Annotated in this window: 11 protein-coding genes and 1 pseudogene; 8 read left to right on the top strand and 4 right to left on the bottom strand. The window is 45.7% G+C overall.

Translation table 11 applies throughout. From position 1 onward, the window contains the following. Positions 1 to 106: 106 nt before the first annotated feature. From PLE7327_RS09365 to PLE7327_RS09350, 4 genes are all read left to right on the top strand, one after another. Positions 107 to 763: a glycoside hydrolase family protein gene (locus PLE7327_RS09365; RefSeq protein ID WP_015143605.1), complete on the top strand. Its 657-nt coding sequence runs from the start codon at positions 107 to 109 to the stop codon at positions 761 to 763. A 284-nt stretch (positions 764 to 1,047) separates the two neighbouring features. Next, the gene (gene nadB, locus PLE7327_RS09360) at positions 1,048 to 2,763 is read left to right on the top strand and encodes an L-aspartate oxidase (RefSeq protein ID WP_015143604.1); all 1,716 of its coding nucleotides are present in this window, start codon (positions 1,048 to 1,050) and stop codon (positions 2,761 to 2,763) included. A 255-nt stretch (positions 2,764 to 3,018) separates the two neighbouring features. Further along, positions 3,019 to 4,119, top strand: a complete 1,101-nt coding sequence (locus PLE7327_RS09355) for a HEAT repeat domain-containing protein (RefSeq protein ID WP_015143603.1) — start codon at positions 3,019 to 3,021, stop codon at positions 4,117 to 4,119. Positions 4,120 to 4,209: 90 nt separating this feature from the next. Continuing rightward, positions 4,210 to 5,271, top strand: coding sequence for a glycosyltransferase family 4 protein (locus PLE7327_RS09350; RefSeq protein ID WP_015143602.1), 1,062 nt, complete (start codon positions 4,210 to 4,212; stop codon positions 5,269 to 5,271). Between the two features lie 130 nt (positions 5,272 to 5,401). Here the strand turns inward: PLE7327_RS09350 and PLE7327_RS09345 are convergent, their stop codons facing one another. Beyond that, complete coding sequence (locus tag PLE7327_RS09345; protein ID WP_015143601.1) at positions 5,402 to 6,331, bottom strand: cobalamin-binding protein; 930 nt, start codon at positions 6,329 to 6,331, stop codon at positions 5,402 to 5,404. A gap of 891 nt (positions 6,332 to 7,222) precedes the next feature. After that, positions 7,223 to 7,996 carry a glucosamine-6-phosphate deaminase gene (locus PLE7327_RS09335; protein WP_015143600.1) on the bottom strand — a complete coding sequence of 258 codons (774 nt, stop codon included), beginning with the start codon at positions 7,994 to 7,996 and terminating at the stop codon, positions 7,223 to 7,225. 175 nt (positions 7,997 to 8,171) lie between these two features. Here PLE7327_RS09335 and PLE7327_RS26485 point away from each other — a divergent pair. After that, positions 8,172 to 8,261, top strand: a pseudogene (locus tag PLE7327_RS26485) (MBL fold metallo-hydrolase); the annotation flags it as partial. A gap of 170 nt (positions 8,262 to 8,431) precedes the next feature. Here PLE7327_RS26485 and PLE7327_RS09325 read toward each other — a convergent pair. Both PLE7327_RS09325 and cobJ read right to left on the bottom strand, forming a co-directional pair. Further along, positions 8,432 to 9,388 carry a PhoH family protein gene (locus tag PLE7327_RS09325; protein WP_015143598.1) on the bottom strand — a complete coding sequence of 319 codons (957 nt, stop codon included), beginning with the start codon at positions 9,386 to 9,388 and terminating at the stop codon, positions 8,432 to 8,434. A gap of 115 nt (positions 9,389 to 9,503) precedes the next feature. Next, a complete protein-coding gene (gene cobJ / locus PLE7327_RS09320) occupies positions 9,504 to 11,390 on the bottom strand; it encodes a precorrin-3B C(17)-methyltransferase (protein ID WP_015143597.1) in 1,887 nt (628 codons plus the stop codon). A 178-nt stretch (positions 11,391 to 11,568) separates the two neighbouring features. Here cobJ and PLE7327_RS09315 point away from each other — a divergent pair, with 178 nt between their 5' ends. From PLE7327_RS09315 to PLE7327_RS09305, 3 genes are read left to right on the top strand one after another with little or no spacing between them, the layout of a single operon-like run. After that, positions 11,569 to 12,420: a hypothetical protein gene (locus tag PLE7327_RS09315; RefSeq protein WP_015143596.1), complete on the top strand. Its 852-nt coding sequence runs from the start codon at positions 11,569 to 11,571 to the stop codon at positions 12,418 to 12,420. Between the two features lie 6 nt (positions 12,421 to 12,426). Further along, positions 12,427 to 13,248: a protein phosphatase 2C domain-containing protein gene (locus tag PLE7327_RS09310; protein WP_015143595.1), complete on the top strand. Its 822-nt coding sequence runs from the start codon at positions 12,427 to 12,429 to the stop codon at positions 13,246 to 13,248. Positions 13,249 to 13,303: 55 nt separating this feature from the next. Next, positions 13,304 to 15,235, top strand: a complete 1,932-nt coding sequence (locus PLE7327_RS09305) for a hypothetical protein (protein WP_041392009.1) — start codon at positions 13,304 to 13,306, stop codon at positions 15,233 to 15,235. Positions 15,236 to 15,303 lie beyond the last annotated feature (68 nt).

The following is a 15,303-nucleotide window of genomic DNA, read 5'->3' as shown; positions in this document are numbered from 1 at the left end:
CTAGGACATAGGCTTATTTTTGCGCTCTGACTTAAGAAGGAGTGACAATTGAGTTCAAACGCGACGTAAAGTAGAAAAAATGTTGAGTAGAAAGAGGAAATAAGCATTGGCTAATCGTTTAGCTGGCTGGAAACTTCTTGGTCTGTTCGGCGCGATCGCTCTGCCGATTTGGTGGTTTAATTTCAGGACTGACGAACGCGGCGATCGCCAACTGCCCAGATCCCCAAACATTTACAAAACTCAACCGCTAGTCATGAAAGGCGGCGACCCTTATATTCGCGCCCTGATGCGCACGATTACCGCTAGCGAAGCTAATGTCGCCCAACCTTACCACGTTCTCTATGGCGGTAAGTACGTGGCAGATTTGAGCGACCATCCCAATCGCTGCGTCCCCATCGCGACGGAACCGAATATCGGTCAGTGCTCGACTGCCGCAGGACGCTATCAGTTTCTCAATATCACTTGGTACGAAAAAGCCGAACGCTATCATCCCAACCCGTCAAACTTTTTGTGGTGGCAATCCTACAGTTTTGAGCCAAAATACCAAGATGCCGTCGTATACGCTTGGCTGTCCGATCCCCAGGCGTGGGGAGTCGATATTTCCCAGCGCTTGAGAAAGGGGGAATTAGAAGAAGTTTTGCGCCTGCTATCCGGGACTTGGACAAGTTTGGGATACGGCATAGAATCCAACTCCATGAGTCCCTACTTATCCCAGATTTATAAAAAGGTTTTGAGGGAGGAGTTAAAGAGTTCGCAGGTTTGAGGCAGAAGGAGGAAGTCTTTAAGAAGTCGGAAGTCGGAACTCGGAAGTCGGAAGTGGGGAGATGGGGAGACTGGGGAGGCAGGGGAAGCTACTAATTCCTGTACGGGCGGGTTTTTGACAGTAACTGTAGGTGAATCTCTAGCGTTTTTAGATAAACCCGCCCCTACTAACTACTCCTCAATCCAAAATCTAAAATCCTTTCATCAAATAACTGACTCCTAACTCCTAACTTCTAACTAAACGCTAGAATGTATTGAATTTAGATAAAAATTGCTCGATCGACGTTGACTTCATTTTCTCGTTATTCTGCATCGTCCCCTAATCTTCCTTCCCAATTTGACGTTTTGGTGGTCGGTTCAGGAGCGGCTGGGCTTTATGCGGCTTTGTGTCTTCCTAACCATTTTCGAGTCGGTCTGGTGACCAAAGATACTCTAAAAACGGGAGCAAGTGACTGGGCGCAGGGAGGCATTGCTGCCGCGATCGATTCATCTGATTCGCCAAAGTTGCATCTGGAAGATACTTTAAAGGCAGGAGCCGGACTTTGCGATCGCGCTGCCGTCGAGTTTCTCGTCGAACATGCTGCCTCGGCAATCCAATCGCTATTAGAGATGGGCGTAGCTTTCGATTGCCAGGGAAATCGTCTGGCAATGACTCTGGAAGCTGCTCATTCTCGTCCGCGCGTTCTCCACGCGGCGGATACCACGGGGAGAGCGATCGTCGGCACGATCGCGGCTAGAGTGTTAGAGCGCCCCAACATTCAGGTCATCTCTCAAGGGGTAGCCTTGAGTCTGTGGATCGACTCACAAACCGGACAATGCCAGGGAATTAGTCTCCTCTATGGAGGTCAGATTAATTGGATTAAAGCTGCTGCGGTTATTTTAGCCACCGGAGGCGGCGGTCAAGTCTTTGCCCAAACGACCAATCCAGCCGTCAGTACCGGTGATGGCGTAGCCCTCGCTTGGCGTGCTGGGGCGGTTTTGCGAGATCTAGAATTCGTTCAATTTCATCCGACGGCATTAACCATCCCTGGCGCTCCTCGTTTCCTGATTAGCGAAGCGGTACGCGGCGAAGGAGCGCATTTAATCGACGATCGAGGCAGGCGTTTTGCCTTCGATTACCATCCAGCAGGCGAATTAGCCCCCAGAGATATTGTTAGTCGGGCAATTTTCAGCCATCTACAAAAAACTGCCTCCGATCCTGCCCAAGCTCACGTCTATTTAGATATGCGACCGATCGAACCGGAACGGATTCGCCATCGCTTTCCCAATATCATTAAAGTCTGCCAACAGTGGGGGATCGATGTCTTTCGCGAGCCGATCCCCGTGGCTCCGGCAGCTCATTATTGGATGGGAGGAATCGCTACCGATTTGATGTGCCGTACTTCGATTGCCCGGTTGTATGCCATTGGCGAAACGGCAAGTACTGGCGTTCACGGCGCGAATCGTTTGGCGAGTAATTCTCTGTTGGAATGTATCGTTTTTGCGGCACAATTATCTCAGATTGAAGTAGAAACCCAGCCGTTTTCAGAAGAGGCTTTGTCTGTGGTTACGGAAGAGGGAGACTGGGAAGAGGAAATAGAAAAAATTGCCCTCGTTCGACAAACTTTGCCGTCTCTGATGTGGCAGAGTGCTGGGATTTGTCGATCGCAAGAAGTTTTGGAAGCAGCGATCGCACAAGTCAATCGTTGGCGACAAGAACTAGCCAATTTTGCGATCGCTCGCTATATTCTCAAATTATCTCCCAGCGATCGCGTCATTTTGGCTTCATCCTCGGCCGAGCAGCACTTGCGAATTTGCGCAGAAACTTTAAATTTATTAGATATCGGCTATCTAATTCTTAAAAGTGCTGCTTTTCGGACTGAAAGTCGAGGCGGTCACTACCGCACGGACTATCCTCAGACTTTAGAAGACTGGCAAGTTCATACGTCGGTACGAGGCGAAACATGGCAAACAGCACCACTATTAAACGCTAAAGAATCGACAGTCGGATCGAACAAATAGTCGTGTATCCAACTGTCGATTGGCTACTATGCTAAAACCGATCGAGATCTTGTCTTGCAGATAGCCAATTAATATGTTAGATCGTAGAGGTCAATTATATAAAAATTAGTTTCGCCTGAAGCAAACGAATCGATCTAAATGGGGAATATTGAGAACAAAAGGAGCAGGATGCAATTTAAATTAAAGTATTGTTAGAAAATTAAATTGACTAAAAGTTCGTCCCCCTCACTAAAAGCTCATTCCCCCAAGTATTTAATGATGATGTACTATCGTTTTCCTATACTTTTTGCTATCATTACTATTGGTCTATTAGGGGTTGTTGGGAATCGCGATCGCCGAGATTTGGCGCTAGCCCTCTCAAATTCTCACAGCAATCCGACCGTTACCAAATCGATAGCTCAAGCGTCAACAACAGGGAAGCTAAAATCAACATCTCCGAGTGCCAGCAACTCCACTTACGATCGCTACATGAGGGCCGGGTACGAAGCCTTCGACAATAAAAATTATCAAGCAGCGATAGAAAATTTTCAAAAAGCCTTAGCCGAACGTCCCAACGATATTTACGCTCGCCAAGCCATCCAAAATAGCGAAACTTTGCTCAAAAACGAGCAGGCCAAAAATAACCCATCATCGGATTGGTGGTGGCTATCATTAGGAGCAGGACTTGCCTTCGTCGTCGGCGGAGGCGTATTTTTCTTTTCTGGGTTGCTGCGTAGAAGTCCCGACTGGGAACGGGAAGAACAAGAGCTTGCAGAATCAGAATCTGACTGCGAACCAGAAGAGAAATTTTCATTGAATTCCCTTCCCTCAGAAAAATCTCAAAATCTTTTTGGCGAGGCTAACTCAAAAACAAAGACGGGCGACGACGATAGTTCCATTCCACTACAAACGCCTACTCGCCTGCCCAATTTGGATATTATCAATGAATTGGTTAAAGATCTCCAAGAGCCCGATCCGAAAAAGCGACGGAAGGCAATTTGGGAACTGGCGCAAAAAGGCGATTCGCGTGCGATGAAACCCCTAGTCGATCTGATGATTGACTCGGATTCCCAAGAGCGCAGCCTGATTTTAGAAGCCCTCTCTCAAATCAGCATACGCACCCTCAAGCCAATGAATCAAGCCCTAGCTCTCTCCTTGCAAGATAAAAATCCCCAGGTACGCAAAAATGCGATTCGCGATCTAACCAGAATTTACGACCTTATGTCTCAAATTAGCCAGATGTTACGCCATGCGATGGATGATTCGGACGTAGAAGTTCAAGAAACGGCTAAGTGGGCGCTTAATCAGTTAAATCTTCAGATGACTCCTACGAGGTTGGATCTGCTGCCGATGAAGCAAAACGAAACAATGCCATAAAAGAAACAATGCCATAAAAAAAGAAAAGGGAACAATGAAATACTCTGTTGTAGCCAGTATCATAGCTACTCTGGGCAGGCAAATTAGATAATGAAACTACTTTTCCTTTCAACTTCAGTTGGATCTCTAGGTTCTGGGTTAGGGGGAGGAGTCGAACTGACGTTAAAAAATATCGCCCTGGCAATGATGCATCGAGGGCATCAAGTTCGAGTCGTTGCCCCGTCGGGATCGGTTTTAGCAGGTATTCCTCTTACAGAAATCGCAGGAAATTTACAAATCCCAGCCCAAACCCAAAACACAAAAGCGCCGATTTGCCTGCCAGATAATTCTGTCTTGGCAAATATGTGGGAGTACGCGCGACAAGTTCAAAACGATTATGACTTAATTCTGAATTTTGCTTACGATTGGTTGCCTTTTTATCTCACTCCCTTTTTTAGCCGTCCCGTCGCTCATTTAGTCAGCATGGCATCGGTGACGGCGGCGATGGATCGGATTATCCAACAAACAATCGCTCGATTTCCAGTGCAAGTTGCCTTTCACAGTCGGGCGCAAGCGGCTACTTTTGGCTTGACTGACTCCTGTCGGTGTTTGGGAAATGCGATCGATCTGTGTGAGTATCAATTTTGCGAAAATCCCACGCCCAATCTAGCGTGGATCGGTCGCATCGCACCAGAAAAAGCCCTGGAAGATGCAGTGGCAGCCGCTCAGATATCAGGAATTCCTCTGCGAATTTTTGGCAAACTACAAGATCGAGATTATTGGGAAAAAATTTGCCGGAATTATCCCAATGCTCCGATGGAATATGTTGGCTTTTTACCGACCCATGAATTGCAGCAACAATTGCGTCAATGTCGTGCCTTAGTGATGACTCCTCGTTGGGTAGAAGCTTTTGGTAACGTGGCAATTGAAGCTTTAGCTTGCGGAGTTCCCGTCATTGCCTACCGTCGTGGCGGTCCTGCCGAAATCGTTCGAGATGGAGAAACGGGGTTTTTAGTTGAGCCAGATAGCATTACGGAGCTGGTAAAAGCCATCAAACGACTCGACGCGATCGATCGCCATGTCTGTCGCCGACAAGCCGAGGAAGAATACTCGCTCTGGGCAATGGGCGATCGCACCGAAGCCTGGTTTCGAGATATTTTGGGAATTAAATAAAGACCATCGATCGCGACCGACTATGTGCAAAAAATAATCCCATTTTGAATGAAAGGATTTTGAAAGATAGTTCTAATGAGCATTTTAGAGAGCTATCTGTCGCCAACATTTTTTAAACCGATATAACGAATTACTGAAATGATTCCCAACCCCTGCCTCGATAACCAAAGTTAAACCATTTGGGATGAAAAATTTCTGCCAGAATCTCTAGAGAATCGACCAAGCGAGGACCGGGACGATTGAAATAGGCATTCCCGTCAGTAATGAAAACCTTGCCGTTTCTAACCGCTTGTAGGCGCGACCAAGTGGGGTGCTGCTTTAGGACTTGGGATTCTTTTTGAGTGCGATCGAGATCGAATCCACAGGGCATGATAATGATAAATTCTGGGTCGACTGCGAGTAAATCTTCCCATCTTAAATAAGAAGAGTGTTGTCCAAAATTACCCAGCAGCGATTGACCGCCTGCAATTTCGATTAGTTCTGGAATCCAATTCCCCGCTCCCATAAGCGGTTCTGTCCATTCTAGGGCAACTGCGGTGGCGCGATCGCGTTCTAGTGTTTTGGTTTTTTGGGCGATCGTGTCAACCCGCGCCTGTAATTGGCTTAAAACTGGCTCGGCATCAACGCCTACAGCCCGCGCGACTCTTTCTATGTCTGCCCAAACTTCTACGAGTCGATTGGGTTGTAGGGAAATGACTTGAGGTTGGCTGCGAATGAGTTGAGCGATCGCTCTTTCTACCTCTGAAAAGCTTACGGCACAAACATCACACTGGTCTTGAGTGACAATGTGCGTAGGCTGAAGTTGTTCGATTACTTCGATTTTAAGCTGATAGATACTCAAAGCAGACTTGAGGAGGGAGCGAACGTCTGTATCGATTTGAGCGCTTGGTTGTTGAGAGCTGAGTCTCGCTTCCGTACAGACAGGCAGATTTTGCACTGCTGGGGGATAGTCGCATTCATGGGAACGTCCGACTAATGCATCCACTAAACCTAAAGCTGCCACAATTTCTGTCGCGCTGGGAAGCAATGAAATAATTCGGAGGGAGTTATTGTCGATCATTTTTTTAAGAAGCGATGTTTTTGGTTATTTGTTAGTGGTTAGTTGGCCTTCGGGTTCTTGGCAAGGGCAGTAGTCTGGAAATTATCTGTGGGAGTGATTTAACTAAATCGGAGAGGTGGGTTGTTTGTTGAAAATGTAGATTAGTATGGTGAGGTCTTCATAGATCGAGAATCATGATTACTTCAAATCAATCTTTAAAACTCTGAATCACATTATTAATGTGGATGAAATTATTCATTCTTTTATTTATACGAAAACTCTTCCCAAATTCGATCCAAACTTTATCCCATATCCTGAGTATAGTAAATTAAGATCTGCACGTTTTGAGTTTGACGAAAAACTCGTTCAAGAATCTCAAGGATGTTCTCAGGTTTGGCTTGATGAGATCTTTGAATTTTGGAGTGAGAGATTGAATAGAAATAGAAGAGTACCCAGCTCCTTCTATTACGCGCAGATATTTAACCATCAAACACATCATAAATGGGAATCGATTATGGAAATACCGATCTTCCCTACAATCCTTACTACGAATTTTATAGGTTGTCTGAAAAGTATAAAATGTCATGTTGAGCGTAGCGATCGCGAAGCGAAACATCTGAGTATACTCAGATGTTGCACCTTTGGCATCAACGCCTAGATAAAGTTCTAGGCTCAAAGCTCAACTCGATCAAAATCGATTAAAATTCCTATCGAGCCTTCGTTAGAAGACTTTTTCGATCGGCTAGGAAATTAATGACAACAGCAGTTGTTGAGAATGGTGCAAGATCTCAGTATCCCAACTCCAAACAGGGATTCTTCGTTACGTTTTACCGGACTTAGAATGACAAAATAAACTTTTCAAATATCCTCTTAGATTTGGGCAAGATAACAGGCTAACAAGGCGACTAACTACTAACTAATAACCAAACTGGCTAAATTCTTCTCTAGAAATAGACTAGCGTTGGCGTGTTGACGAAGGACTGAAGCGGGACAAGCAGGACTTATCGATTCTGTCAGCATTTTCTTGATTATAGAAGCTTTGCTCAAGCCAGGGACGAGACAGATAATTTTTTGTGCCGAAGCTAGCATGGGAATAGTCACGGTAAAAGCGTACTGCGGTACGGCTTCCAGGTGGGGGAAGCATCCTTGCTTTACTTGTGCTAGGCGCGTCTGGAGAGCTAGCTTAACTAATTTGACTCGGCGAGGATCGTGAAAATCTGCTACCTCTGGTTCGTTGAAAGCGAGGTGTCCGTTTTGTCCGACTCCCAACAAACAAAGGTCGATCGGTTGTGCCATCAATAGTTTCGCATAGCGATCGCATTCGGCTAACGGTTCTAATGCATTGCCTTGAATATAGTGAAATTGTGCGGGTTTAACTTGCTTTTCTACCCTTTCGTACAAGTAATAACGAAAACTGCCAGTTGAGTCGGCTTCAATTCCTAAATATTCATCCAAATGAAACAGAATAATACGACTCCAATCTACTCCTCCCAAAGCAATTAATGCCTTCAAAAACTGAATCTGTGAATTTCCCGTGGCTAAAATAACGGCAGCCGTTTCTTTTTGTCCTAAAACTGCTTGCAAATATTCTTTTCCCATCCAGGCTGCCCCTTGGGCTAGTTCGGATTCAGATTTATAAACGCATACCGAGAGGGCATCGACTGTAAACGTTTTGACAGGTATCATCGAGTACAAGCAGTTTTGAGAGTTGGGCACGGTTTTATCCTCTCATTTTGTTTGGAGAACCGTAAAGTCTTTTCCGGGTTGGCAAGATCCATTTTTATTGCTATATAGTAATATAGTGATAAAAAAACAAACTTGTTACTCCAGTCAACTAATTCCTGATTACTGGCAACTCATGATGCTATTCCGCCAACTCTTCGATCGCGAATCTAGTACCTATACTTATCTCATTGCCGATCCAACTCTCAAAATACTTATTTCGCCGATCGCTTTTTTAACCTTCGTTCTGACTGACTGTGCTATTCGCTTCAAGTCAGCACAACTCCACGATAAGCGATCGCTGAATCTTATTGAGCATTCATTATTAGTTTGAAAATAATAAATACCATAAGGCATAACCAGGAATCTCAGGAAAGCCTTAATAGTTTTTATTTCTTCTTACTTTTCATATTTTTCGTAAGCTTCGACTATTCTTTGCACCAAAGGATGGCGAACCACATCTGCTTGCGTGAATTGGCAGAAAGCGATGCCTTCTACCGATCGCAGGATTCTACTTGCCACAACTAATCCCGAATCTTGATGGCTAGGTAAATCGATTTGGGTAATATCTCCCGTCACCACCATCCGCGAACCAAATCCCAGCCGAGTTAGCACCATTTTTAGTTGTGCTGGTGTGGTATTTTGCGCTTCATCGACGATGACAAAAGCGTTGCTTAATGTGCGTCCTCGCATATAGGCAAGCGGTGCGACCTCAATTTTGCCTCTTTCCATGAGATCGGGAATTTTTTCGGGATCGATGAATTCATAAAGCGCATCGTAGAGAGGACGTAAAAAAGGATTGACTTTCTGCTGCAAATCTCCTGGCAGAAAGCCCAGTTTTTCTCCCGCTTCTACTGCCGGACGAGTGAGAATCAGGCGATCGCATTGATTATTCAGCAGTGCTTGTACCGCTAAAACGGCTGCTAGAAAAGTTTTTCCCGTCCCCGCCGGACCGATGCAAAAAGTGATATCGTGGGTTTGAATTGCTTTGATATACTGGCGCTGGCGAAAGGTTTTGGCTCGAATTAATTCTCCCCGTCGCGTGCGAGCTAGGACATTTTGCTGTAAGTCCTGATATTCTTCTGTCCGTCCCGTATCCAGTGCTTGAAAAGCAGTAATCAGATCGGGTTGGGAGATGGCTTTGGCTTCTTGCCAATAAGGTTTGAGCGATCGTACGATTTGCAGAGCGCGTTCTACCAGTTTTTCTTCGCCATAAACGAGCAATTCTTGACCTCGCATCACTAAATTGGCTCCCGTATGGCGAGAGAGAAATTTTAGATTTTCATCTTTAATTCCGGCTAAGGAGATTGCGCTTTCACTACTGGGCAATTGAATTATTTGAGAGGTTTCGGTCATCCAGTTATCAGTTACCAGTTACCAGCTTGATAAGCTATATCTGTTCTCTGACGATCGCAAGGATCGTCGCTTTTATTTCATTGTATATGCGCCCATTGCAGACTTAGTCATTCCATCAGCTTACCGAATAGCCTCGCGGAGTAATCATCCAATCGGCATGGCGGCGAGTGCTGCGGTTGCCAATAATAACGGTTGTCAACATGTCGATTGGAAACTCTAACATTTTATCTAAGGTTGTCAGGGAGATCTGTTCGTTGGAACGATAAACAGAACGTACTAGGGCGACTGGTGTATTGGGATTGCGGTGTTTCAAGAAAATCTCTCGAGCGGTAATAATTTGTTGAGTGCGAGTTTGCGATCGCGGATTGTACAGCGCCGTGACAAAATCGCCTACGGCAGCTGCCTCGAGGCGCTTTTCGATTACGTCCCAAGGAGTCAAAAGGTCGCTTAAGCTAATCGTGCAAAAATCGTGCATTAGCGGCGCGCCTACCCTAGCTGCTGCGGCAACGACAGCCGTAATTCCCGGAAAAACTTCTACTTTGGGCACCTTACCATTCCATCCTAGCGCTTGCAGTTCTTCCATCACCAATCCTGCCATTCCATAAATCCCGCAATCCCCAGAGGAGACGACAGCAACCGTTAACCCCCACTGCGCTAATTCGATCGCCCGTTGTGCCCGCTGTCTTTCTTGGGTAATGGGAAGCGATTCGACGATTTGTCCGGGACGCAGCAGCGGTTGAATGAGTTCGAGATAGAGAGAGTAGCCAACGATCGCATCTGCGCCAGTTACGGCTGTTTTGGCGGCTGGCGTCATTTGCTCTAGATTGCCCGGACCAGTTCCAACGAGCAATAATTGCCCCGTGCGTCCGGTATATTCTAGTTCTGAAAGCGCGATCGCGACTGTAACCGCTCCCGGTTCGCCCTCTAATTTAACGATCTGCTTGGGAACGATCAGAGGATTTGGGATTGGGGGGTAGTTAGTAGTTAGTTTTCTCCCTTTTCCTCCCAAAATGGCGGCGGCTTCGGCTACGCTAGAAGTTCCGACTTCTCGCTCGACGACGGTCGAAGGATTGGGAGTGCTAACCTGGCGAAGAATCTCGGCGGGAAAGGTTTTTAAGGGCAAATTGCGATCGCGGCAGTATTCTAATATTCCTGCTTCGTCGGCTTTGAGATCGATAGTCGCAATTCCAGCGATCGCTTCGGTGGCTAAATGATAGCGCTGGCAGACTTGCGCGAGCGCCACTTCAATCAGTTGTCTCGACGTTCCTCGCTCGCATCCTATCCCTACCCACAAAACTCTAGGATGCCATTGCACTTTAGGAATGTCTGCATCGGGAGAAAATTGTCGTTTCGTGGCGCTAATCCAGACGCGCGCTTTGGGCGAAATCGATTCGCGATCGTCTGGAAAACCGAAATAGAAGGGATGTCCCTGTGGCAAATGCGCTTGCCACAGGGTCGAACCGACTTCCTGGATAACCTGTACCGTTTCCCGGCGAGAAATTGCGGCACTCACTTTTGTCCAATCGCCACTGCCTTTTCGCCACCCAAAGGGCAATCCCAAAATATCGATTCCTGGCAAGTTTAAACTAGCCGACGCGCCCGTCAAAACAGGAATTGCGCCTAGCTGATGGGCAATTAATCGAGCGAGTTCGTCAGCACCGCCTTGATGACCGCCACACAAGCTGATGACAAAATGACCATCCTGGTCGATGACGATAACAGCCGGATCGCGGGATTTGTTTTCAAGCAGCGGCGCGATCGCTCGCACGACTGCCCCAGTCGCGAGACAAAAGACAAAAGCTCGATATTCGTGCCAAATTGAGGCAATCTGGTCTTTGAGCGAACTCGTATAAACCTGGGCGTTTTCGATAGAAGCGAGAGATCCGGGTACCCAAAGGGTTGCACCCGTGCTTTGAGAGAGAATTTGTAGGAGTTGAGCCGCTCTAGGGGTAGTTGCGATCGCGGCTATAGGTTGAAATCGAAGGAACGGTAACTGACTCAATGTAAATGCAGGAGCGAGCAATTAGCTGTTAGATTCTATCAATTAATCGTTCGGCGCGATCGGGGTCTGATTGATAGGAATGGAACAAAAAGTAGTAAATTTGACTCAATTGTTGACTATTAGGAAGATAATAACTTACCTCTTCCCAGAAGCGTAACAGACAAGACGTGCTACTGCCATGCCTTATATCCAAGAAATCAGTCGAGCAACGCCAGGATACTTAGTTATTCTCATCGATCGCTCTTTTTCCATGTGTTACCCATTCGGACCGGGGGCGGGAACCAAAGCTAAAGAATGTGCCACAGCAGTTAATCGCGTCCTCCGAGAGACCGTCTTAGCTTGTACTGACGGAGAAGAAATCAAAAATAGCTGCGACATCTCCGTTTTGGGTTACGGACAGATGGAAGAACCCGTCGTCAATGCGTTTTCGGGAGCGCTAGCTACTAAGCCAGTGGTAACCATACAAGAACTAACCGAACACTGTCTGCGAATAGAAACTATCAAACGGAAAGTTTCGGATGGGGCTGGGGGATTAGTAGAAATCGACGACCAATTTCCCATCTGGATCGAACCAGCAGCAGTTGGAGAAACTCCGATGGCGGAAGCGTTTGCCATGGCTGGCACATTAGTCCGCGAGTGGATTAACGGTCATCCGTCAAGCTTTCCTCCTGTAGTAATTAACATTACCGATGGAGAAGCTAACTCTCTCCCCAAGGCGAAAGCGGCTGCCGAAGCCCTAGCTCAGCTAGAGACAGAAGATGGAAAAACCTTGTTACTCAACGCCCATATTTCTGACGGGGCAGAAGCGGAAGTCATCCTCCCCGCCTCTCCCGAACAGTTACCCAAGGGAGATAGCTACGCCCGCTTTTTGTTTGAGATTTCCAGCGAATTGCCTCCACTGATGCTAGAACGAGCTGCCGCTGCCGGATGGAACCCTTCGCCCTATGCCAGAGGCTTCGTCTATAAAGCTAAACTAGAAACCCTGATTCAATTGTTAGAAATCGGGACGAAAGCGGAGTTTCGCGGATGAGATTTCATGAGCCATGAAATTTTAGCGTTTTCCCTGCCGAAAATCGGGGAAGCTGAGAAAAACAATCAAGATCGATTTGAAACCAGCCCGGATGGGAGTTTAATTGCCCTCTCAGATGGAGCTGGGTCTTCTTTATATCCGAGTCAGTGGGCAGAAATTTTGGTTAAATCCTTCTGTCAAAGTCAGGACGATCCCATCGAACAGATTCAGCAGTCTTATCAGGAATGGTTAAAGCCAGCCCAAGAGCAATGGCGACAATACTATTTGGCGAAACTCAAGTCTCCCAATCGGGCATGGTGGCAGGGGGGATCGCAAATTAAAAATCGTGGTTCTGCTACTTTCATTGGGTTAAGGCTGCAAAAATCGAATGCTTCAGGCGGGGGAAAATGGCAAGCCGTAGCCGTGGGAGATAGTTGTTTATTTAAGCTAGATAGAAATGGGGATAATCTCCTCGCCTTTCCCCTCAAGAGTTCTCAATCGTTTAAGAGAACGACTCAATGTTTTGAAAGCCTTCCCGAATACCCTTCATTTCCTCCTCAATTTGAAGAAGGCAGCTATGAGAATGGAGATATTTTTTTGCTGGCGACGGATGCATTTTCCCAGTGGCTTCTGACAGATTATGAAGAGCGGGGCGAAGCATGGAAAAAATGTTTTGAGCTAAAAGAGCAAAATGATTTTATCAAGGCGATCGCTCAGCTCAGACAAAAAAATCTGATTAAAAACGACGATACGACGATGGCATTAATTAAGATTCTCGAAGAGGTTCGCCAAGAGATAGACATTTGGCAAGACATTGCAACCCTGGAGCCATCTGCGGAATCTGATTAATTAAGATTGAATAACGATCTTGATGTTAATGCGATCGCGTGAGGGGTTAAAAGGGATGAAATATCCAAGTCGTTCGGATTACTTTAGTTCGATTCGCAATCCTCAGTTTGCCTTTCGCAAAAAAGATCCGAGAACGCTAATCGAGCAAGACCTGGATTCGAGTTTAATAACGGGAAAAGCGATAGAAAGAATTAAACCCGATGGCACTAGAGAGATTTGGTCGGCTTCTGGGAGTTTTGCCATAGCCTTTAAATATGAAACTTTTTCTCCTAGAAAAGTCTGGGCGATTAGATGCTTCTATCGCAGTAATTTTGATGCGATAAATCATTACAAAAAAGCGCTGAGCCGTCTAAAAAATAACGCTTGTCACTCTTATTTTGTCTATTTTTCTCTTTTAGAAGAGGGAATTAGAGTTCTTGGCAATGTCTATCCCATTCTTAAAATGGAATGGGTAGAAGGCGAGAATCTCAAAAAATTTATTAAAGCAAATCTGGGTAAAAAGCATCTTTTAAAATCTTTAGCCGATCGCTGGTTAAAGCTATCTCAAGACTTTTTAGAGAGTGGTATTGCTCATGGGGATTTACAGCACGGAAATATTCTGATAGTTAATCGCTTTGATGGCTTGACTCTTAAATTAATCGATTATGATAGTCTTTACTTTTCAGGAGATACTTCTGATGACAATATTAAAGGGCTTTCTGATTATCAGCATCCTCTGAGAAAATCGCTAGAAAAAAGATGTCTAGAAATTGATTTTTTCTCTCAGCTAGTTATCTATCTTTCTATTTTGGCTTTGGCAGAAGATAAAACACTATGGGAAAATTATTGTCTGGACGAGCGAGAAGGGCTGCTATTTTCTCGTTCGGATTTTCAAAATCCTCAGCAAGCAGAAATCTTTAAATCCCTGTCCCATCTTTCTGCTCCGCTTCCTACTTTAGCCAAGAAATTAAAAACAATTTGTCAGGTAAAAGAGTTTAGAAAAATTCCTTCTCTCGCACGAGTTTTATCGAACGACGAACCGATAGTTTTGCATCGAAGAGAAGGCTTATCTGAGGAATCAAATCTCAATTCGCCCTCCCTGATTAATCCCTTGCTTCTTTGGCAGAAAGGAAAAGATTGGTTATCTCGGAATACCTCTCATCAAACTGGTAAGGAAAGGTTAATTTCTACCTTTGACAGAGAGCAAAAGTCTGAGGAGAAGACCGAAGAAATATTGGCTCCCGAACTTTGCTCGCCAACTCCCTCATCAAACAAGGCGCTAAGATGGGATCCTCGTCCTTACAAAGCTAGCTCGCCTCAGACTCAGATCTTAGTAAATTCTCCGCCTACTGAGAGCAAAACTGCGATCGAGAAAAAAGCCGATAACTTACTAAGTTGGGTTGAGAAAACTAAGGGAGATTTACAGCAAATCTCTACCCTTGCTTATCGGAGAGGGATTGGGCAGTTTCAGGAGTTCCAGTTAAAGCTAACTGATGCTCTTGAGGATCTGGTCAAAAGACTGAAAACTCAGCTCGAACCGAAAACTTGGACAACTCACGAAATCGCCTCTCAACTTGGTTGTTCCGCAACCTGGTGTCATCGTCAACGCTATCGGTTCTCAAACCGATTCTGTCAAGGAACTCATTATTTTAAAGATGATGAAGGCGCAATTCGCTGGACTAAGGCAGGCATTCGCCAACTACACCGCTTGCATTCAGAGCAGAAAGCCAACCTCATCCCGCCAACTGCGCTGCCGACTAAAGAAGTTAGCCGACGCATGAAGGTTACTCCTGAGTGGATTATTCAGACCAAAGCAAAATACTCCTCTCAATTTATCGAAGGAAGCCATTATTATACCGATGCCAGAAAGCGATACTATTGGACTTCTGAAGGAATCGCCCGTCTTCAAAAACTTCTTCTCGCTTATCCTCCCAAATCTTTTCAGTCAAAAACCAAGAGAAGTGTTCCAAAAAGCAAGGATAAACAACATGAGTGCGACGGAATCTGAAAACTAGAGCAACAGAGAACAACTCACCAACTCTCAGCCTGATTCTCTCGCCCACATCTTTTTAATTG

It is taken from the genome of Pleurocapsa sp. PCC 7327 (genome assembly GCF_000317025.1).
In the GTDB taxonomy this organism is placed as follows: Bacteria; Cyanobacteriota; Cyanobacteriia; order Cyanobacteriales; family Microcystaceae; genus Hydrococcus.
The sequence above is the reverse complement of the archived record's forward strand: the minus strand, read 5'-3'. Positions and strand labels throughout refer to the sequence as shown.